The sequence below is a fragment of the Streptomyces sp. NPDC102402 genome, from assembly GCF_044765765.1.
In the GTDB taxonomy this organism is placed as follows: Bacteria; Actinomycetota; Actinomycetes; order Streptomycetales; family Streptomycetaceae; genus Streptomyces.
Map to the genome: position 1 here is coordinate 56,704 of NZ_JBIWKR010000019.1, position 19,988 is coordinate 76,691.

Below are 19,988 nucleotides of genomic sequence, written 5' to 3' on the forward strand. Positions count from 1 at the left end.
TGCTTCGAAGAACGGGTGCGGCGTATGCGGCTACACATATCCGCGGTCGATCAATGCGTACAGATCGTCGTCACTGCGACTTTCCGGGCTCGGTACCTCCACGGTCTCCGCGCCCCGGGGCGCCTCCGGCCGGAGGAGGGAGAAGACGTGGCCGGCGAGGGCCTGTGGCGTGGGGTGGGTGAACACGACGGTGGCCGGCAGCCGCACCCCCGCGGCCGCGGCGACCCGGTTGCGCAGTCCCACGGCCATGGAGGAGCCGAAGCCCAGGCTCCTGAAGGAGTCGCCCGCCCTCGCCGCGAGGTCCGCGCCCGTCAGGGCCGCGTTCCCCGCACTCAGCAGGGCCGCCGTCTCGGCGCACACAAGGGTGAGGACCGCCGCGGCCGTGTCCGGCCCCGGCGCCCTGGTGGCGGCCTCGGCCGCCGGCCCGGTGGCGCTCCCGCCCCCGGTGGCGTCGGAGGCGGTCAGCCAGTGCCGCACCCGCTGGAACGCGTACGTCGGCAGGGCAACGCGGCGCGGCCCGGCCGCGTCGAACACCGCGCCCCAGTCCACGGGAACGCCCCGCACGTGGAGTTCGGCCAGGGAGGCCAGGACCTCGCCCGCCCCTCCGTCGCGCCGGCTCAGGGTGTGGACCGTCACGGGCGGGACGGACAGCGCGTCGGCGGCCTCCTCCATCGCGACCTGGAGCACGGGATGCGGGCTGACCTCGACGAACACGGCACCGGGTGTACGCATCAGGTTCTCGACGACCTCGCCGAAGCGCACCACCGAGCGGAGGTTGGCATACCAGTACCCGCTGTCCAGGGAACACGTGTCGAGCGGACCGCCGGTGACCGTGGAGTGGAACCGCACCGCGGTCTCCCGCGGCTCGATGCCCTCGGTGACCTCCAGGATGCGTTCGCGGAGGCATTCGACGTGGTGGGAGTGCGAGGCGAAGGCCGCCTTGACCCGCCGCACCCGGACCCCCTCGGCCTCCGCCGCCGCGCCGAACTCCTCGAGTGCCACGCCGTCCCCGGAGACCACGACGGACGACGGGCCGTTGACGGCGGCCACGGAGAGCTGCCCGGGCCAGGACGCGATCCGCTCCTCGGCCCAGGCGGCGGACGCGGCCACGGCACTCATCCCGCCGAGCAGCCCGATCGCGGCCCGGCTGCGCAGGGCGACGATCCGCGCCGCGTCGTCGAGGGTGAGGGCACCGGCCACGCAGGCCGCGGCGATCTCGCCCTGCGAGTGGCCCACGACGGCGTCGGGGACCACCCCCAGGGACCGCCACACCTGGGCCAGCGAGACCATCATCGCGAACAGCGCCGGCTGGACCACATCCACCCGGTCGAGGGAGGCGGCCGGCTCCGCACCGGTCAGCACGTCCACCAGAGACCAGTCCACGTACGGTGCCAGAGCCCGCTCGCACGCGTCGACGGACCGTGCGAAGACCTCCGACTCGGCGTACATCCGCCTGCCCATGGCGAGCCACTGGGAGCCCTGTCCGGGGAAGACGAAGACCACCGGGCCGAAGGGGCCTTCGGCCGCCGTCCCGCGCAGCGCCCGCGCCGAGTCGCCGCCGGCGGCGATGAGGTCCAGGCCGGCCAGCGTCTCCTCGCGCCCGTCGCCCAGGACGACCGCCCGGTGTTCGAAGACGGACCGGGTCGAGGCCAGCGAGTGCCCGATGTCGACCGGTGAGAGGCAGGGGTCCGCGGCCACCAGATCGCGCAGCCTCGCCGCCTGCTCCCGCAGGGCCTGCTCGGACCTGGCCGAAAGAACCCAGGGCAGCACGCCGGCGGCCGCGCCGTCCGCGGTGCGGGGCGGCCGGGGTGCCTCGGGGGCCTGTTCGAGGATGACGTGGGCGTTGGTGCCGCCCATGCCGAAGGCCGATACGCCGGCCCGGCGCGGCCGGCCGGGACCTCCCGGCCAGGGGCGTGCGGCCCGCAGCACCTCGAAGTCCTCGTGGAAGTCGTGGACGGCGGGGTTCGGGGAGCGGAAGTTCAGGCTCGGGACCAGCTGCCCGCGGTCCACGCAGAGGGCGGCCTTGACGAAGCCGACCATGCCCGCGGCCGGCTCCAGGTGGCCCACGTTGGTCTTCGCCGATCCGATGACCAGGGGGCGGGTGCGGCCGGCGGCGCGGGCCGCCTCGCGCAGTCCGGCGATCTCGGCGGGGTCGCCCATACGGGTGCCCGTGCCGTGGGCCTCGACGTAGTCGACGCTGTCGAAGGGGACGGACGCGCGGTCGAGGGCGGCCAGCACGGCCGCCGCCTGACCGCTCGGGCTGGGGTCCGGTATGCGGGTGGAGGCGCCGCCGCCGGTGACGCCCCAGCCGCGGACCACGGCGTAGACGTGATCGTCGTCGGCGAGGGCCAGGTCGAGCCGCTTGAGCAGGACGAAGGCGCCGCCCTCGCCCCGGACGAAGCCTCGGGCCCGCTCGTCGAAGGTGAAGCAACGGCCATCGGGCGACAGCGCGCCCAGGTTCACCAGGCCCGTGCCCGCCTCGGGGTCGACGATCAGGTGCACACCGCCCACGATCGCCGTGTCGACGGCGCCGCCGCGGATCCGCTCGCAGGCCAGCGCCAGCGCCACGAGGGAGGAGGACTGGCCGGAGTCGGCACAGAAGCTCATGCCCCGGACGTCGAGGAGCCCGGAGATCCGGTTGGCGATCAGCGCGCCGGACGAGCCGAGCGCGGCGTAGTGGTCGTCCCGGTCGCTTCCGGAGCGCTTGCGCAGCTGCTCGTACCCGGAGGGTCCGGCGCCGACGACCACGTCGATCTCGCGGCCGGCGAGCGCGGACGCCGGGACGCGGGCGTCCTCGACGGCTTCCCAGGCGAGTTCCAGCCCCAGTCGCTGAACGGGGTCCATGGCGGCGGCCTCCGCGGGGCCGACGCCGAAGAATCCGGCGTCGAAGCCGGCGACGGATTCCAGGAACGAGCCCGCGTCCAGGGTGGGCGCGTCGGGGTGGGAGCCGTGGCTCGCGTCGGCCGCCCGGTTCTCGGGGAAGGTCCCGACGGTGGACTCGCCGTCGAACAGCAGGCGCCAGAACTCACCAGGGTTCTGCACACCGGGAAAGCGGCACGACATCCCGATCACGGCGATGTCGGCGGCTGCGCCACTCATACGAATTCCTTCCGGTTCCCACGGGTCGCGGCACGTGCGGGCGGCACTACCGCCAGGAGGTCAACAGGTTCAGCAGCTCGGCCGGGGCGTCCATGAAGTCGTAGTGGCCTCCGCCGACCGTCCGGAACTCGACGGAGTCCGCGTACCGGCGCCAGCCGTCGAGCTCGTCGAGGCCCGCGTCGGGGTCCTCGCTCCAGTGCAGGACGGTCACGGGGCAGTCCACCGCGGCCGGCTCTCCGCGCCGGTACGCGCCCGCGGCGGCGTGGTCGCGCAGGAGCACGAGCATTCCCAGGTCGAGCATGTCGGGCCGGGGCTCGATCCCGCGGCCCCGGACGAAGGCCTCCAGTTCGGCACGCAGCTCGGCCTCGGTCATGGTGAGCATCCGGTCGCGCGAGGCGTCGTGCGGGGCGGGCTGGCCGGAGACGAAGAGGTGTTCGGGGCCGGGGAGGCCGAGTGCGGCCAGCCGCAGCACGGTCTCGTACGCGGGCAGGGCGCCCGCGCAGTGCGCGAAGAAGGCGTACGGCCGGTCGAGCCTCGGGGCCAGGGCGTCGGCCAGGGCGTCGGCCAGTTCCTCGTACGTGCCGTAGTGGGGGTGGCCGAGCCGGTTCTCGCGGCCGGGGAACTGCACCGGGCAGACCTCGGCCCCGCCGATCGCGGCGGGCCACGCGCTGAAGGCCGAGGCCCCGGCCCCGGAGAAGGGGAAGCAGAAGAGCGTGCCCGGGTGTTCGCCGGACCGCGGCCGGACGAACCACGGTGAGGGAGCGGTGGTGGAGGGGGTCATGGCGTCCGCCGTTTCCGGGCGACGATGGGAAGGTGGGTCATTCCCGCGATGAAGTACGACCGCAGGTGCTGCGGTTCGCCGGCGAGCTCGACCGACTCGAACCGCCGGAGCAGTTCCTCGAAGAAGATCCGCAGCGTCATGCGGGCCAGCGGCGCGCCGATGCAGAAGTGCGTGCCGAAGCCGAAGGCGGCCTGGCGCTTGGCTCCGGCCCGGGTGATGTCGAAGGTGTGCGGGGCGGGGAAGAGGGTCTCGTCGCGGTTGGCCGAGCCGATCCACGCCACGACGGCACCGCCGGCCGGGATCGTGCCCCCGGCGATCTCGACGTCGTCGACCGCGTACCGCATGAAGTTGCACGCGGCCGAGGTCCAGCGCAGGCCCTCCTCGACCAGGCCGGGGACCAGCGAGGGGTCGGCCGCCGCCTTCGCGTACTGCGCGGGCCGTTCGATCAGTGCCTCCACGGTGCCCGAGACGGTGTGCGGGGTGGTCACGTTGGCGCCCAGGAGGATGCTGTAGCCGTCGAGGGCGATCTCCTCGTCGCTCAGCGGCTCACCGCCCGGACGGACGCTCATGAGGTGGTGGAGGAGGCTGTCGTCCTCCTCGCCGCTCGCCCGCCGGGCCTTGACCCACTCGCGGACGTACGTGACGAGTTCGTGGTGGGAGATGGCGAGGGTCGCGGCCTCGTGGCCGACCATGAAGTGCGGGTCCGTGGGGGCCGTGACCATGGCGGTCAGCTGGACGAGCTCGGCCCAGTCCTTCTCCGGGATGCCCAGCAGCGGTCCGGTGACCATCGCCGGAAGGAGCAGTGCCCGCTCGGCCAGGTCGAAGACCTCGCCGTCGAGGGCGGGTTCCAGGAAGCGCGCCACCGTGGCGCGGATGCCGTCCTCCCAGGACCTCACGGCGCGCGCGGTGAGCCTGGAGCCGAGCGGCCGGCGGACCTCGGTGTGCCGTGGCGGGTCGGTGGACGTCATCAGCACGCCGGCCGCGGCGTCGTCCGTCCCGAGGTGGGTCGGCACCGTGCCGCGCTCCGAGGTGAACTCGCGGTGGCCGGCGAGGACCCGGTGGACGTCCTCGTAGCGCGTCACCGACCAGAACTCCCGGCCGTCCGGCAGGACCTGGTGGTGCAGGGGCGCCTTCGCCCGCATGACGTCCCAGATCCGGTGCGGGTCTCCGGAGGAGTACAGGTCCAGGTCGAACAGGTTGACGGCCTCGAGGTCGATCCCGTGGGCGGGGCCCGGCGTCAGCCTCACACCTCCGCCCTCCCTCTCTCGATCAGCTCGGCGACACGGGCGGGGGTCTGCGCGAGGTAGAAGTCGCGCACGGACAGCTGGACCCCGTGGTCCTGCTCCACCCGTTCGATGATCTTGATTCCGGACAGGGAGTTCCCGCCGAGCCTGAAGAAGTCGTCCTCCACGCCGACCCCGGGGGCGTGGAGGACTTCCGCCCACAGGGCCGCGATCTCCTCCGCCAGCGAAACGGTCCCCTCCGGTGCCGCGACCGCGGCCGGTCGTTCCGACGTCTCGTCCTGCCCACCGCTCGTGTGGACCGCCTGCGTCGCCGATTCCATCTGCCAGCCTTCCGTTCATCCACCGACCGGGAGTGCCCGCTCGCGTCGTCTGCGGCCCTGTCCCGGGCCTTCGCCATCCGCCCGGGGCCTCGGCCCCCTGCGCCGCCCGGCCGGCGGAACACGTTCTTCCGGACGGCCGGGACGGTCCTGCGCGGATTCGCGTCCGCCCGCACCGTGCCCGGGTACCCGGCACCGGCGGCGGGACGGGTGCCACCGGCGGCGGGCCCGTCCCGGCACCAGCGTTCCTCGACCGGGCTGATCCACGTTCAGTGAAGCGGAGGCTATTCAGCGGCGTTAGAGGCGCACTGGAATGAGGAGGACCGACGTGGCAGACACCGGTATGGACGCCGAGGTCGTGATCGCGGGCGCCGGACCGACCGGTCTGATGCTCGCCTGTGAACTGCGGCTGGCGGGCGTCGACGTGGTCGTGGTCGAGCGGCTCGCGGAACGCTCGGGGGAATCGCGGGCCGGCGGCATGCACTCGCGCACCCTGGAGGTGCTCGACCAGCGCGGGGTCCTGGACCGCTTCCTGGCGGCCGGCGAACTGCAGCCGGTGGGCCACTTCTCCGGCCTGTACCTGGAGTTCGACGAGTACGAGTCCCGGCACCCCTATCCCCTGATGATCCTTCAGTCCGCCGTCGAACGGCTCCTGGAGGAGTGGGCGCAGGAGCTCGGTGTGCGGATCCGCAGATCCTGCCGGGTCACCGGCGTCACCCAGGACACGTCCGGGGTGACGGTCGAGCTGGACGCCGCGGACGCGGGCCCCGCAGCGCTGCGCGCCGGCCACCTCGTGGGCTGCGACGGCGGGCGGAGCACGGTGCGCAGGCTGGCGGGCATCGGCTTCCCGGGCACCGAGGCGACGATGACCGCCATGATCGGCGACGTCGAGCTCCCGGACCTGCCCGAGGACTACGTCTGGATCCGGCGCCGCGCCGGCGGTGACTACTCGGCGATCGCCTTCGAGCCGGGCTGGCACCGGGTGATCACCTCCGAGTACGACCACGTCGCCGACCGCGACGAGCCGGTGACCTTCGAGCAGCTGCGCGCGTCGCTGATCCGGCTCGCGGGCACCGACTTCGGCATGCGCAACCCGCGCTGGATCTCCCGCTTCAACGACGCCGCGCGCCAGGCCGACCGGTACCGGCACGGCCGGGTGCTGCTGGCGGGCGACGCGGCGCACATCCACTTCCCGGCCGGCGGGCAGGGCCTGAACATGGGTGTGCAGGACGCGGTCAACCTCGGCTGGAAGCTCGCCTCGGTGGTGCGCGGCACGGCTCCGGAGAGCGTGCTGGGGACGTACCACGACGAGCGTCACCCGGTCGGCGAGCAGGTGCTGCGGAACACCCGGGCGCAGTCGGCCCTGGCCCGTCCCGGTGCGCAGACGGACGCACTGCGCGAGGTCTTCGGCTCGCTGATGGTCTTCGACGACGTGAACCGGCTGCTGCGCAACATGCTCAACGCCCTGGACGTCCGCTACCCGGCCGGCTGCGGCCACCCGCTGGCCGGCCGCCGGGTCCCGGACGCCGACATCAAGGCGGCCGACGGCGTCTCCCGCGTGTACGAGCTGCTGCACGCCGGCCGTCCCGTCCTGCTCGACCTGGGCGCCGGGGCCGCGGTGGCCGCGGCTGCCGAGGGCTGGGCCGACCGCGTGGACCTGGTCCAGGCGCGCAGCGAGGACGACGCCTGGCCCGTGCCGGTCATCGACGAGGTCCCGGCTCCCGACGCGGTCCTGATCCGGCCCGACGGTCACGTGGCCTGGGCGTCCGGCCCCGGCGAGACGGTCGACGCCGCCGCGCTGCGGTCGGCGCTCGCCGCCTGGTTCGGCCCGGCCCGGCAGGGCTGAGAGGCTGTCGAGCGGTCTCCCGGGGGCCGCCCGGCGGTGTCCTGGTCCGCAGCACGCCCGGCGGACCCGCGGCCGGTACGGCCACCTGATCCACCGGGCCGCGCCGCCGGCCGCGGTGGCGAGCGGCGGCGTGGACCGCCCGGCCCTCGGCCTGGACCGGCGCCCGCCCCGCCTGTCACCGCGACATGTCGTACCTCGTAGCGGCATGAGCCCTACCCGTGGTCGTCGGCGGAGGCCGACTCGATCGCGTCCAGCACCTCGCGGCCGGCGTCGACCAGGTACATGTGGTCGCCGGGGAACTCGACGTAGCCGAACGACGCGGCGGTCGCCGACCGCCACTGCCGGGCCTCCTCGGCCGTGACCAGACCGTCGGCGTCACCCCGCAGGGAGGTGATCGGCACGGAGACCGGCGTGTCGGTGCTCGGGACGTAGTTCTCGTGCATCTCGCAGTCGGCCTGCAGCACCGGGAGGATCAGCTCGCGCATCTCCGGGTGGTCGAGAGCCTCGTGGCGGAAGCCCGCGAACTCCTCGACCCGGGCGAGGAACTCCTCGTCCTCCAGCCCGGAGGCCCGCCGCTCGCGCTGGGTCCAGGGCCCCGGGGAGCCGCTGACGACCAGCCGCTCGACGTGCACGCCGCGCGCACCCAGCAGGTGCACGAGTTCGTAGGCGAGAACGGCGCCCAGGCTGTGCCCGAACAGTACGGTCCGGGAGCCTTCGCCGAGGTCCGCGACGATGTCGTCGACCGAGCCCTTGGCGGCCTCGTGGACGTTCCGGTACGGCTCCTCCATGATCCGCCGCTCCCTGCCCGGCAGTTCGACGGACGTCACCCGCCAGCGGCCGGCGGACAGGTCCCGCCACGGGTGGAAGAACGACGGACCCGCTCCTGCGAACGGCACGCACAGCAGCGTCAGGTCCCCTTGTTCGGCGGACATGCCGGACTCTGTCACTCCGACCAACCCCCATCTTCCATCGGATCGTTGACTGAAACGGAACAGGTACCGGACCGCGGCGGGATCCGGCGGTGCCGCGGGGCGGCTACGCGAGCTTGCGGTCGAAGACCTCGAACATCTGGGCCACGGGCCCCGGCATGTGCATCTCGTGGTGCGTGACGCGCACGTCGTGCACCTCGAAGGAGCCGAGGACGTACGGGCGCCACAGGTGCGCGTACGACGTCTCCTCCAGCGTGGCGTTGAAATACACCACGTCGCCGCGGTAGACGGGCGACTCGAAATCCATCATGAGAGACGTGTTGTTGGCCAGGACCCGCGACATGGTGTCGAGGAAGCCCTGCCGGTTGCCGGTACGGATGTACTGGCCGAAGTCGTCCTCCAGCTCCGCCCGGAAGTCCGAGGAGTCCTTGCCGGCGTGCACCTCGGCGAATCCGTGGCCTCCCGGCTGGGCGTCCAGGACGGCCACCAGGGCGACCTCGTGGCCGCGCCGGTCGAGAGCGTCGGCGACGGCCTGTACGACGGAGCCGCCGTAGGACCAGCCGATCAGGTTGAAGGGGCCTTCCGGCTGGGTCCTCAGGATCTGGGTGACGTAGTCCTCGACCATCTCCTCCACCGAGCCCGCCAGCGGCTCCACGCCGTCGGATCCGCGCGACTGCAGGGAGTAGGCGGCCCGGTCCGGCAGGTGCAGGACGAAGCTGTAGTACGCCCAGCCGAGACCGCCGCCGCCGTGGAAGAACCACACCGGGGGCTTGCCCGTGCCGGGGTCGGTGTTCAGGGGCAGTACGACCGCGAAGGAGTCGGCGTCGTCGTCGGGGACGCCTCCGGCGAGCATCAGCGCCGCCAGCTCGGCCACCGTGGGGTACCGGATGATCGTCCGGATGGGGATGTCGATGTCGAACTCGTTGCGGACGCGGACGCTGAGCCGGGTGGCCAGCAGCGAGTGGCCTCCCAGCGCGAAGAAGCCGTCGTCGATGCCGACCTTCTCACGGCCCAGCAGTTCACCGAAGAGCTCGCACAGCCGCTTCTCGTAGGCGTTGCGCGGAGCCCTGCCGGCCTCGGCTTCCGCGTCCTGGGCGGGGAGGGCCCGCCGGTCGAGCTTGCCGTTCGGGGTCAGCGGAATGCTGGGCAGCGGGACGACGGCGGACGGCATCATGTAGTCCGGCAGGCGCTCGTGCAGGTACGCGGTCAGCCCGGCGAGCCCGGCCGCGTCCATCGTGGCGTCCGGCTGGGGGACGACGTAGCCGACGAGGCGCTTGTCGCCGTCCTGGTTCTCGCGGACCAGGACCGCGGACTGAGCCACGCCGGGGTGCCCGGCCAGGGCGTGCTCGATCTCGCCGAGCTCGATCCTGAAGCCGCGGATCTTGACCTGGGAGTCGGCGCGGCCCACGTACTCCAGCCGGCCGTTCCGGCCTCGGCGGACCAGGTCGCCACTGCGGTACATCCGCTCGCCGGGCTCGCCGAAGGGACAGGCCACGAAGCGTCCGGACGTCAGTCCGGGGCGGCCGAGGTAGCCGCGGGCCAGACCGTAGCCGGCCACGTACAGCTCCCCGGTGACGCCGGCGGGAACGGGCTTGAGGTCGGCGTCCAGGACGTGGGCGCGCAGACCGGGGACGGCCTGGCCGATCACACTGGCCCGGTGGCGGGCGCAGGAGTCCTCGTCCAGGTCGACGCGGGTGACGTGCACGGTGGTCTCGGTGATTCCGTACATGTTCACCAGCACGGGCGTGCCGGAGGCGTGCCGGGTGTACCAGTCGGTGAGGCGGTTCAGGTCGAGGGCCTCGCCGCCGAACACCACGTACCGCAGGGCCAGGTCCTGGCCGGGGGCGTCCGCGTCGGCCTGGACGAGCTGGTAGAAGGCCGAGGGCGTCTGGTTGAGGACGGTGACGCGCTCGCGGACCAGCAGCCGCAGGAAGTCGGCGGGGGACCGGGAGACGTCGTACGGGACCACGACGAGGCGGCCGCCGTGGAGCAGCGGCCCCCACAGCTCCCACACCGAGAAGTCGAAGGCGTAGGAGTGGAAGAGGGTCCACACGTCGTCCGCGCCGAAGCCGAAGTCCCGGGTGGCGGTGAAGAGGCCGACGACGTTGCGGTGCGGGATCAGGACACCCTTGGGGCGGCCGGTCGACCCGGACGTGTAGATCACGTACGCCGGGTGCGCGGCGGTCAGGGCCGAGCGGCGGTCGGCGTCGGTGAGGTCGGCGTCGGACTCGGCCGGGTCCCCGGTCCCGTCGAGGTGGACGACGGGGAGGTCCCCGGCGAGTTCCCGTGCGGCGGCGGTGGAGCTCGTGGTCACGAGGAGGACGGGCCGGGCGTCCTGGATGATGTGGGCGATGCGGTCGGCCGGCGAGTCCGGGTCGACGGGCAGGTAGGCGCCGCCGGCCTTGAGTACGGCGAGGAGGGCGACGACCAGTTCGGCCGAACGCTCCAGGCAGACTCCGACCAGGGACTCCGGGCCGACTCCGTGGGAGACCAGGTGCCGGGCGAGCCGGTTGGCGCGGGCGTTGAGCTCGCCGTACGTGAGGGTGGTGCCCTCGAAGACGACGGCGGTCTCGGCGGCCCGCTGTGCCGCCTGCCGCTCGAAGAGCTCGACCAGGGTGGTGGGGGGTACGGCGTCGAGGGCGGCCGGCGCGAGTTCCGCCCGCTCCCCCGCGGTCAGCACGTCGACGTCGCCGACGCGCATGCCGGGGTCGGCCGCCAGCTGCTCCAGGACCCGGGCGAGGCGGGCGGCGATCAGCTCGGCCGAGTCGCGGTCGAACAGGTCGGTGGAGTACTGGAGGTCGCCGCGCAGCGCGCCCTCGGCGTCCAGGGCCATGAAGAAGGTCAGGTCGACCATGGCGGTGAAGGGGATGGCCTGTTCGAAGCTCATGGTGAGCCCGGGGAGTTCGAGTTCGGGCTTCTCGTAGCTCTGCCAGGAGAAGATCACCTGGAACAGCGGCTGGTAGGCGGCCGAGCGGTCGGGGTTGATGGCCTCGACGATGACGTCGAAGGGCACGTCCTGGTGCTCGTACGCCGTCAGCGACTTGTCGCGGACCTGGGCGAGCAGGTCGGTGAACACCGGGTTGCCGGTGAGGTCGGCGCGCAGGACCTGGGTGTTGACGAAGCATCCGATCAGGTCGGTGAGCGCCTCGTCGGTGCGCCCGGCGATCGGCGAGCCGATCGTCACGTCGTCCCCGCCGCCGAGCTTGCGCAGCAGCACCGCGAGGGCGGCCTGAAGGACCATCGACATGGAGGTGCCGCTCTCCTGGGCGAGCTTCTGCAGGCCCGCGGTCACCTCGGGGTCGGCGCCGAGGCCGACCCGGTCGCCGTGCGACCCGGCCTCGGCGGGGCGCGGCCGGTCCAGCGGCAGGTTGAGCGGCTGGGGGACCCCGGCGAGCTCCTTGCGCCAGTACTCGACCTGGGCGGCCGCGAGGCTCTCCGGGTCGGACACGTCGCCGAGCACGTCGCGCTGCCAGACGGCGTAGTCCTTGTACTGCACGGGCAGCGGCTCCCAGACGGGGGCCACGCCCTCCTTGCGTGCGGTGTAGGCCCGGATCAGGTCGCCCATCATCGGCGCGCTGGAGCTGCCGTCCGAGGCGATGTGGTGGATGACCAGGACGAGGACGTGCTCCTCGGCGGAGCAGCGCAGCAGGCTCGCTCTGAAGGGGAGTTCGGCGGACAGGTCGAACCGGTGGGCGACGGCCTCGTCGACGGCGGCGGCGGTGTCCGCGGGTGCCGTCTCGGCGAGGCGCACCCAGGGCGCGGCCTCCTCCTCGGACAGCAGCACCGAGTAGGGCTCGCCCTGCTCGTCCGTCCGGTAGACGGTGCGCAGGATCTCGTGCCGGCCGGCCAGGTCGCGTACCGCAGCGCCCAGGGCGGCCGCGTCCAGGTCGCCGGTGAGCCGGAACGCCGCCGAGATGTTGTAGGTCGCCGCCCCGCCTTCCAGCTGGTGCAGAAGCCACATACGGCGCTGTGCGTACGACAGGGGAATCATCGCTTCACTCCTTGACTATCAACGGGCGCAGGCTGCGGCGGGCCGGCACAGCCGATTCCTCGGACCAGGCGGCCAGTTCGGCGGGTGTCGGCAGGTCGAAGATCTTGCGGATGGGGATCTCGACGCCCATCTCGGTGCGGGCCCGGGTGATCAGCCGGGTGGCGAGCAGGGAGTGCCCGCCGAGGTCGAAGAAGCTGTCGTCGACGCCGACCCGGTCCACGCCGAGCACTTCCGCGTACAGCGTTGCCAGTGCTTCCTCGCGCGGGGTGCGGGGCGCCCGGTAGCCGGCGCCCGCGAACTCCGGTTCGGGGAGCGCGGCCCGGTCGAGTTTGCCGTTCGGGGTGAGTGGCAGCCGGTCGAGCACGACGAAGGCGGACGGGACCATGAACTCCGGCAGCCGTTCCGAGACGAAGGCGTCGAGTTCCTTCGCCGCCGGGGCCGCGGTGGCCTCGCCGACGGTGTTCCCGGCTCCGGCGTCCGCGGCCGGTGCGGGCACGGCGTACGCCACGAGCCGCTTTCCGGTCCCGCGGCCCGGTGCCTCGCGGGCGACGACCACGCACTGCGCGATGCCGGGGTGCGCGGTGAGCACCGCCTCGATCTCGGCGGGCTCGATGCGGAAGCCGCGCACCTTGACCTGGGCGTCCCCCCGGCCCATGTACTCGAGGTGGCCCTCCCCGTTGATCCGGGCCAGGTCGCCGGTGCGGTACATGCGGTCGCCGGGCGGGCCGAAGGGGTCGGCCACGAAGCGCTCGGCGGTGAGTCCGGCGCGTCCGTGGTACCCGCGGCCGACGTTGCCGGCGACGTACAGCTCGCCGACGGTGCCCGGGGGCACGGGAGCGAGGCCGGGGCCGAGGACGTAGCCGCGCATGTTGCCGAGGGGGGTGCCGACGGGTGTGCTGCCGGCCCGGTCGCCGGTGCTGCCGCGGACGGTGTGGGTGGTGGCGTAGAACGACTCGCTCTGGCCGTACGCGTTGACGACGCGGACACCCGGGAAGGCCTGGCGGGTCTTCTCCACGAGCGAGCCGGGCAGGGCCTCCCCGGCGAAGACGACCGTCTCCACGCGGGTGCGGCCGGCGATGCCGTCGACGAGTTCGGCGAAGGCGGAGGGCACGGTGGAGATGACGCTGCCGCTCCAGCCGTCCCGCTCTCCCAGGACCAGGACGTCCCGGACCACTTCGACGACACCGCCGGCGGCGAGGGTCGTGAAGATCTCGAACGCCGAGACGTCGAAGTTGACCGAGGTGCCCGCCAGCAGCCGTCCGCCCGCTTCCATACCCACGAGGGGGGCGAGCCGCAGGACGCCGTTGACCACGTTGGCGTGGGTGATGGCGACGCCCTTGGGCTTGCCGGTGGAGCCGGAGGTGTACATCACGTACGCCAGTTGCTGCGCGTGCACGGGCCGTTCCGGCCCGAAGGCGTCCGCGGGCAGGGTGATCGCGTCGAGGAGCAGGTCGGGGGCCTCGTGCTCCGGCAGCGCGCCGACCGTCCCGGAGTGCGTGAGGACCAGGCTCGGCCGGGCCTCCTCCAGGATCGCCCGGAGGCGGCTGCCGGGGTACCTGGGGTCGACCGGCAGGTACGCGCCGCCCGCCTTGAGGACCGCGAGCAGCCCGACGACCAGGTCGGCCGTGCGTGGCAGGGACACCGCGACCACCGACTCGGGGCCCACGCCGCGGCCGGCCAGTTCGCGGGCCAGTCGGCCGGCCCAGGCCTCCAGCTCGCGGTACGTGAGTGAGGTGCCGTCCGCGGTGACGGCGAGTGCGTCGGGGGTGCGTGCCGCCTGGGCCTCGACCAGCCCGCAGATCGTGGTGTGCGGGGTCCCGACGGCGGTGTCGTTGAACTCGGTGAGCAGCCGCCGGTGTTCGGCGGGGCTCAGGAGGTCGAGGTCGGCGACCTTCGCGCCGGGGGTGCCGGCCAGCTGCCGCAGTACGCGCACCAGGCGGTCCGCGTACCCTTCCACCGTCTCCCGGCCGAAGACCCCGCGGGCGTACTGGAGGGTGAGCCGCAGGTGCGGTTCGACCAGCGCCATCAGGGTCAGCGGGTAGTTGGTGCCGGTGGCCAGGCGCAGGCCGGTGAAGGAGATGCCGCCCGCGGCATCGGTGGCGGCGCTCAGACCCCGCTGGTCGACGGGGTACGACTCGAAGACGACCAGGGTGTCGAAGAGGGACGGCAGCCCGGCGGCCCGCTGGATCTCCGTGAGGCCGTGGTGGTGGTGTTCCAGGAGCGCGGCCTGCCGGTCCTGGAGCCGGACGAGGACCTCGGCGAGCGTGTCGCCCGGGGCGAGTCCGGCGCGCACGGGAAGGGTGTTGATGAACATCCCGACCATCGACTCGACGTCCGCCACGGCGGGCGGGCGCCCGGAGACGGTGGCGCCGAACACCACGTCCTGGCGGTTGGTGAGCCCGCCGAGCAGCAGCGCCCAGGCGCCCTGGACCAGGGTGTTGACGGTGACGCCCGTCCGGGCGGCGACGTGGGCCAGTTCGCGGGCCAGGCCGGCGGGGAGGGGGACCTCGATCTCGTCGAGCCCTTCCTCGCCTGCGCCCTCGGAACCGGGGGCGAGCAGGGTGGGCTCCTCGAAGCCGGCCAGTTCGGCCGCCCAGGCCCGGGCCGACTCCCGTGGGTCCTGGCGGGCGCGCCAGGACAGGAACGCGCCGTAACCGCGGGTGGGCGGCAGGCCCTCCGGGTCGCCGTGGGCGCCGTGGAGCAGCAGCAGGTCGCGGACGAGCAGGGGGGTGGACCAGCCGTCGAACAGCGCGTGGTGGGCCGTCATCACGAGCTCGGCCCGGTCGGGCGCGAGGACGACGAGCGACAGCCGGAACAGCGGCGGGGCCTCGCGGTCGAAGTGGTCGGCACGGTCCGCCTCGAGGAACCGCTCGAAGGCCTCGGTACGCTCCGCCTCGCCGGCGGCGGTCAGGTCGATGTGCCGCCAGGGCAGGTCCGCGTTCCGTGGGACGGCCTGGACCACCTCGCCGTCGGCCCGGGTGACGAAGGCCGCGCGGAGGTTGGGGTGGCGGTCCAGCAGGGCCTGTCCGGCCCGGCGCATCCGCTCGGGGTCGACGGCGCTGGAGAGGTGGAACACCATCTGCATGTGGTAAGCGTCGAAGGACGCCCCGGACAGCATGGTGTGGAACAGCATGCCGGACTGGGCCGGGGTGACCGGCCAGACCTCGGCGAGCCTGCCGAAGCGGGACTCCCAGTCGTCGATCTCGGGCTGGCTCACCCCTGCCAGGGGCGCGTCGGAGGGGGTGAGTCCGCCGGCTCCGGGGGTGCGGGCGTGCCGGGCCAGGGCAGTGAGCGCGTCGACCCACAGCCCGGCCAGTCCGGTGACCTCCTCAGGGGAGAGCACCCCGGCCGGGAAGCCGAAGTAGGCGGTCAGCTCCTCGCCGGAGGGGGTGGGGGCGGCCACCGCGTTGATCTCCAGGGCGGACAGGGCGGGCATGTCCGGGCAGGGGGCGGCGATCAGGTCCTGCGCGGTGGTGTCGGGCGTCCAGCCCAGGCCGCGCAGTTCCTCGGGGATGTCGGCGGCGGAGGAGCGGCCGAGGTAGTTGAACCCGATCCGGGGCTCCGGCAGTCCGGCGAGCGCGGGAGCGGTCGCCGGGTTGAGCCGGCGCAGCAGGCCGTAGCCGATGCCGTTGTCCGGCACCGCCCGCAGCTGCTCCTTGACGGCCTTGACGGCTCGGCCTGCGGAGGGGCCGCCGGCGAAGGCGTCGTCCAGGTCGACGCCGTCCAGGTCCAGGCGTACGGGGTACATGGCGGTGAACCATCCGACCGTGCCTGACAGGTCCGCGCCGGGCACCACGTGCTCCTCCCGGCCGTGGCCCTCCAGGCGGACCAGGGTGGAGTCCCCGCTCCCGCGCCAGCGGGCCAGGGCCAGGGCCAGTCCGGCCAGCAGGCCGTCGTCGACGCCTGCGCCGAACACCTGCGGGGCCGTGTTCAGCAGGGTCTCGGTGACCTCCGCGGGAACCCGGACGCGCACCGTGTCCACGGTGGCGGCCACGTCGACCGCGGGGTCGAGGTCGCGGGCGCCCAGGGCGGGGTCCCCGCCGCCGAGGATCTCCTGCCACAGGGGCAGTTCGGCGACCCGCCCGGGTGCGGCGGCCTCGTCGGCGAGCGCGTGCGCCCAGCGGCGCAGGGAGGTGCCGGGGGCGGCGGGTTCCGGGGCGAGGCCGTGGCGGACCCGCTGCCAGGCGGCCACCAGGTCGGGCAGCAGGATCCGCCACGACACCCCGTCGACGACCAGGTGGTGAAGGACGATCAGCAGCCGGTCCGCCTCCGTCCCGGAGGTGAACCACACGAACTGGGCCATCACACCGGAGTCGGGGTCCAGGCGGTCCGCGGCGGCGTCCAGTTCGGCCCTGGGGTCGCTGCCCTCGTGGCGGACCTCCCGCACCAGCGCGGCGGCGTCCACGCTGCCGGCGGGGGCCGTGCGCAGGCCCGGCCGCTGCCGGTCGAGCCGGGAGCGCAGGACGTCGTGCCGGTCCAGTACGGACTGCAGGGTGGCGACCAGTCCGGTGCGGTCGATGTCCTCGGGCAGGGTCAGCAGCGCGGACATGGAGAACCGGCCGATGCCGCCGCCTTGTCCGAGGACGTGCGCGGCGGTGGGCGGCAGCGGGGACCAGCCGACGCCGCCGCCCGGCAGCTCGGCGAGGCCGACGGGTTCCTCGTCCCTCCGGCCGTCGACCAGTTCCGCGAGCCGGGCGACCGTGCGGTGCTCGAAGATCTCACGGGTGCCGACCCGGACGTTGCGCGCCCTGGCGCGGGCGACGACCTGGATGGAGCGGATGCTGTCGCCGCCGCTGGTGAAGAAGTCGTCGTCGATGCCCACCCGCGGGGTGTCGAGCACGTCCGCGTACACCTCGGCGAGGATCCGCTCGGTCTCGCCGCGCGGGGCCCGGTACTCGGTGCCGGTGAACTCCGGGTCGGGCAGGGCGGCCCGGTCCAGTTTGCCGCTGGGGGTCAGCGGCAGCCGGTCGAGGACCACGAGCACGGCGGGCACCATGTAGTCCGCCAGGCGCTCGGCCGCGAACTGCCGCAGCTCCGCCGGCGAAGGGGTGGCGGTGCCGCCGGCCGGGGTCACGTAGCCGACGAGCCGGGAGGCCCCGGTACGGTCCTCGCGCACGGTGACGACGGCCCGGCCGACCGCGGGGTGGCGGCCGAGGGCGGTCTCGATCTCGGTCGGCTCGACGCGGATGCCGTTGACCTTGACCTGGGTGTCGGCGCGTCCCTCGTACTCCAGGCTGCCGTCCCCTGCCCACCGGGCCAGGTCGCCGGTGCGGTACATGCGGTTGCCGGGGGGTCCGAACGGGTCGGGCACGAACCGTTCGGCGGTGGCCGGGCCGTCGCGGTGGTAGCCCCGGGCGGTCAGGCCGCCGACGTAGAGTTCGCCGGTCACACCGGGCGGTACCCGGGTGAGGTCCGGGCCCAGGACGTGGGCGCGCATGTGGGCGAGCGGGCGGCCGACGGGGACCGCGCCGGTGCCGTCCCGCCCCGCCGGGAGGATGTGCGTGGTCGCGTAGAAGCTCTCGGTCTGGCCGTAGGCGTTGACGACGCGTACGCCGGGCAGGGCGGCGCGGATCCTGGCGGCCAGGCCGGCGGGCAGAGCCTCGCCGGCGAGGACGACGGTCTCCACGTCGAGCCGTGAGGTGACGGGGCCCTCTGCGGCCAGCTGGTCGAGCAGCACGGAGAACACGGTGGGCACGGCGCTGACGGTGGTGCCCGACCAGTGGTCGCGCTCGGCGAGTTCGAGGACGTCCCGTACGACCTCGACGGTCGCTCCGGCGGTGAGCGCGGTGAAGATCTCGAACACGGACACGTCGAAGTTCACGGAGGTCGCGGCGAGCATCCGGGACCCCTCGCCGGCCCGCACGGTCCGGCGCAGGTCCCGCACCCCGTTGACCACGGCGGCGTGGGTGACGGCCACCCCCTTGGGGGTGCCGGTCGAGCCCGAGGTGAACATGACGTAGGCCAGGTCGTCCGGCCCGCTGCGGGGCGTGGGGGCCGCCTCGGGCGCGGGGCCGTCGAGCCGCAGCTCGTCGAGGTGGAGCAGGGGCGAGCCGCCCGCGGCCACGGTCGCGGCCGTGGCGCGGTCGGTCAGGACGAACGCGGGGGCGGCGGTCTCCAGCAGCAGCCCGATGCGCGCGGCCGGGTGGCCGGGGTCGATCGGCAGGTAGGCGCCGCCCGCCTTGAGCACTCCGAGCAGGGCGACCACCAGGTCGGCGGTGCGGGGGAGGGCGACGGCGGCCAGGACGTCCGGCCCCAGCCCGCGGAGGCGCAGTTCGGCGGCGAGCCGGCCGGCCCGCTCCTCCAGCTCGCGGTACGTCAGGACGGTCCGTCCGGACACCACGGCGGTGGCGTCCGGGGTGCGCGCCGCCTGGGCGGCGACCAGTTCGGGCACCGTGGCCGTCCGGTCGGGTCCGGCGGTGCCGTTGAGCCCGGCCAGCCAGTCCCGTTCGGTCCCGCTGAGCACGTCGAGCTCGCTCAGGCGTGCCCCGGGGTCGGCGACGACCTGCCGCAGGACGCGGACGAAGCGTTCGGCGACGCTCACGGCCGTGCCGTGGTCGAACAGTTCGGTCGCGTACTCCAGCCGGCCGTACGCCCCTCCGGAGGCGTCCGGGACGACGTTGAAGAACAGGTCGAACTTGGCGGTCCCGGTGTCGGCGGCGACAGGGGTGGCCTTCAGCCCAGGCATCTCGATCCGCGGCCAGACGAACTGCCAGGCCAGCATGGTCTGGAACAGCGGCTGGTACGAGGTGGTGCGCTCCGGGCCCAGCAGTTCGACCAGGCGCTCGAAGGGCACGTCCTGGTTGTCGTACGCGGCGAGGGCCTTCTCGCGCACCCGCTCCAGCAGGTCGCCGAAGGCCGGGTCGCCGGACAGGTCGGCGCGCAGCACCCAGGTGTTGACGAAGAAGCCGATGAGGTCGTCGAGCTGCTCGTCGGCGCGGCCCTCGATGGGGCTGCCGACCGTGACGTCGTGGCCGCCGCCCAGCTTGCACAGGAGCACCGCCAGGGCGGCCTGGGCCGCCATCGGCGCCGTGGCGCCGTGGTCGGCGGCCAGCTTGCCGAGGCCGGTGAGCAGTTCGGGTTCCAGCGTGAAGGAGACGTAGCCGCCGCGGTGGTCGGACATCGTCGGGCGTGGCCGGTCCAGCGGCAGCTGGACCGGCTGCGGCACCCCGTCGAGCTCCTGACGCCAGTGGCCTATCTGCGCGGCGGCGATGCTCTCCGGGTCGGCCTCGTCGCCCAGCAGCTGCCGCTGCCACAGCGTGTAGTCCTTGTACTGCACCGGCAACGGGGTCCACCGCGGTGCCTCACCCCGGCGGCGGGCCGTGTAGGCGGACACCAGGCCCTGCAGGAAGGGCGCCATCGACGCGCCGTCCACCGCGATGTGGTGGAAGACGAACACGACGACGTGCTCCTGCGGGGACACTCGCAGCACCGTGGTCCGCAGGGGGAGTTCCGCCTCCAGGCGGAACCCCTCCCGCAGGACCTCGCGCATGGCCGCGTCCACCGCGTCCGCCGTGACGTCGACCACCCGGAACGGGTGGACCGCCTCCTCCGGCGGCAGGATCCGCTGCTCAGGGGTGCCGTCCTCGTTCTCGACGATCAGGGTGCGCAGGGTCTCGTGCCGGGTGGCGACGTCCGTCACCGCCGCGGCCAGGGCCGCCGTGTCCAGTGGTCCTTCCAGGCGCAGCGCGAACGGGATGGTGTACGTCGCGGACGGGCCCTCCAGCCGGTGGAGGAACCAGAGCCGACGTTGGGCGAACGACAGCGGGATCATCGACAGGTAC

The 19,988-nt window shown here is 73.6% G+C and carries 8 protein-coding genes; 1 reads left to right on the top strand and 7 read right to left on the bottom strand.

Going from position 1 to position 19,988, the window contains the following annotated elements; translation table 11 throughout:
* Positions 1-30 precede the first annotated feature (30 nt).
* Genes ACIRJR_RS33320 through ACIRJR_RS33335 form a run of 4 tightly spaced genes read right to left on the bottom strand, consistent with a single transcriptional unit; the run spans position 31 to position 5,444 of the window.
* Complete coding sequence (locus ACIRJR_RS33320) at positions 31-3,099, bottom strand: type I polyketide synthase (protein WP_403787760.1); 3,069 nt, start codon at positions 3,097-3,099, stop codon at positions 31-33.
* 46 nt (positions 3,100-3,145) lie between these two features.
* Positions 3,146-3,880, bottom strand: coding sequence for a thioesterase II family protein (locus ACIRJR_RS33325; RefSeq protein WP_403787763.1), 735 nt, complete (start codon positions 3,878-3,880; stop codon positions 3,146-3,148).
* Complete coding sequence (locus tag ACIRJR_RS33330) at positions 3,877-5,127, bottom strand: cytochrome P450 (protein WP_403787766.1); 1,251 nt, start codon at positions 5,125-5,127, stop codon at positions 3,877-3,879. The genes ACIRJR_RS33325 and ACIRJR_RS33330 overlap by 4 nt, the downstream gene beginning before the upstream one ends.
* The gene (locus tag ACIRJR_RS33335; RefSeq protein ID WP_403787769.1) at positions 5,124-5,444 is read right to left on the bottom strand and encodes a phosphopantetheine-binding protein; all 321 of its coding nucleotides are present in this window, start codon (positions 5,442-5,444) and stop codon (positions 5,124-5,126) included. The genes ACIRJR_RS33330 and ACIRJR_RS33335 overlap by 4 nt, the downstream gene beginning before the upstream one ends.
* Positions 5,445-5,784: 340 nt before the next feature.
* Between ACIRJR_RS33335 and ACIRJR_RS33340 the strand changes: the two genes are divergently transcribed.
* On the top strand, positions 5,785-7,287 hold the full coding sequence (locus tag ACIRJR_RS33340; protein ID WP_403787868.1) for an FAD-dependent monooxygenase: 1,503 nt from the start codon (positions 5,785-5,787) through the stop codon (positions 7,285-7,287).
* A 212-nt stretch (positions 7,288-7,499) separates the two neighbouring features.
* Here ACIRJR_RS33340 and ACIRJR_RS33345 read toward each other — a convergent pair whose 3' ends face one another.
* The 3 genes from ACIRJR_RS33345 to ACIRJR_RS33355 all read right to left on the bottom strand — a co-directional run bounded on the left by ACIRJR_RS33345 (position 7,500) and on the right by ACIRJR_RS33355 (position 19,978).
* A complete protein-coding gene (locus ACIRJR_RS33345; RefSeq protein WP_403787772.1) occupies positions 7,500-8,219 on the bottom strand; it encodes a thioesterase II family protein in 720 nt (239 codons plus the stop codon).
* Between the two features lie 103 nt (positions 8,220-8,322).
* Complete coding sequence (locus ACIRJR_RS33350; protein WP_403787775.1) at positions 8,323-12,207, bottom strand: amino acid adenylation domain-containing protein; 3,885 nt, start codon at positions 12,205-12,207, stop codon at positions 8,323-8,325.
* Between the two features lie 4 nt (positions 12,208-12,211).
* Positions 12,212-19,978: an amino acid adenylation domain-containing protein gene (locus tag ACIRJR_RS33355; protein ID WP_403787778.1), complete on the bottom strand. Its 7,767-nt coding sequence runs from the start codon at positions 19,976-19,978 to the stop codon at positions 12,212-12,214.
* Positions 19,979-19,988: the final 10 nt, after the last annotated feature.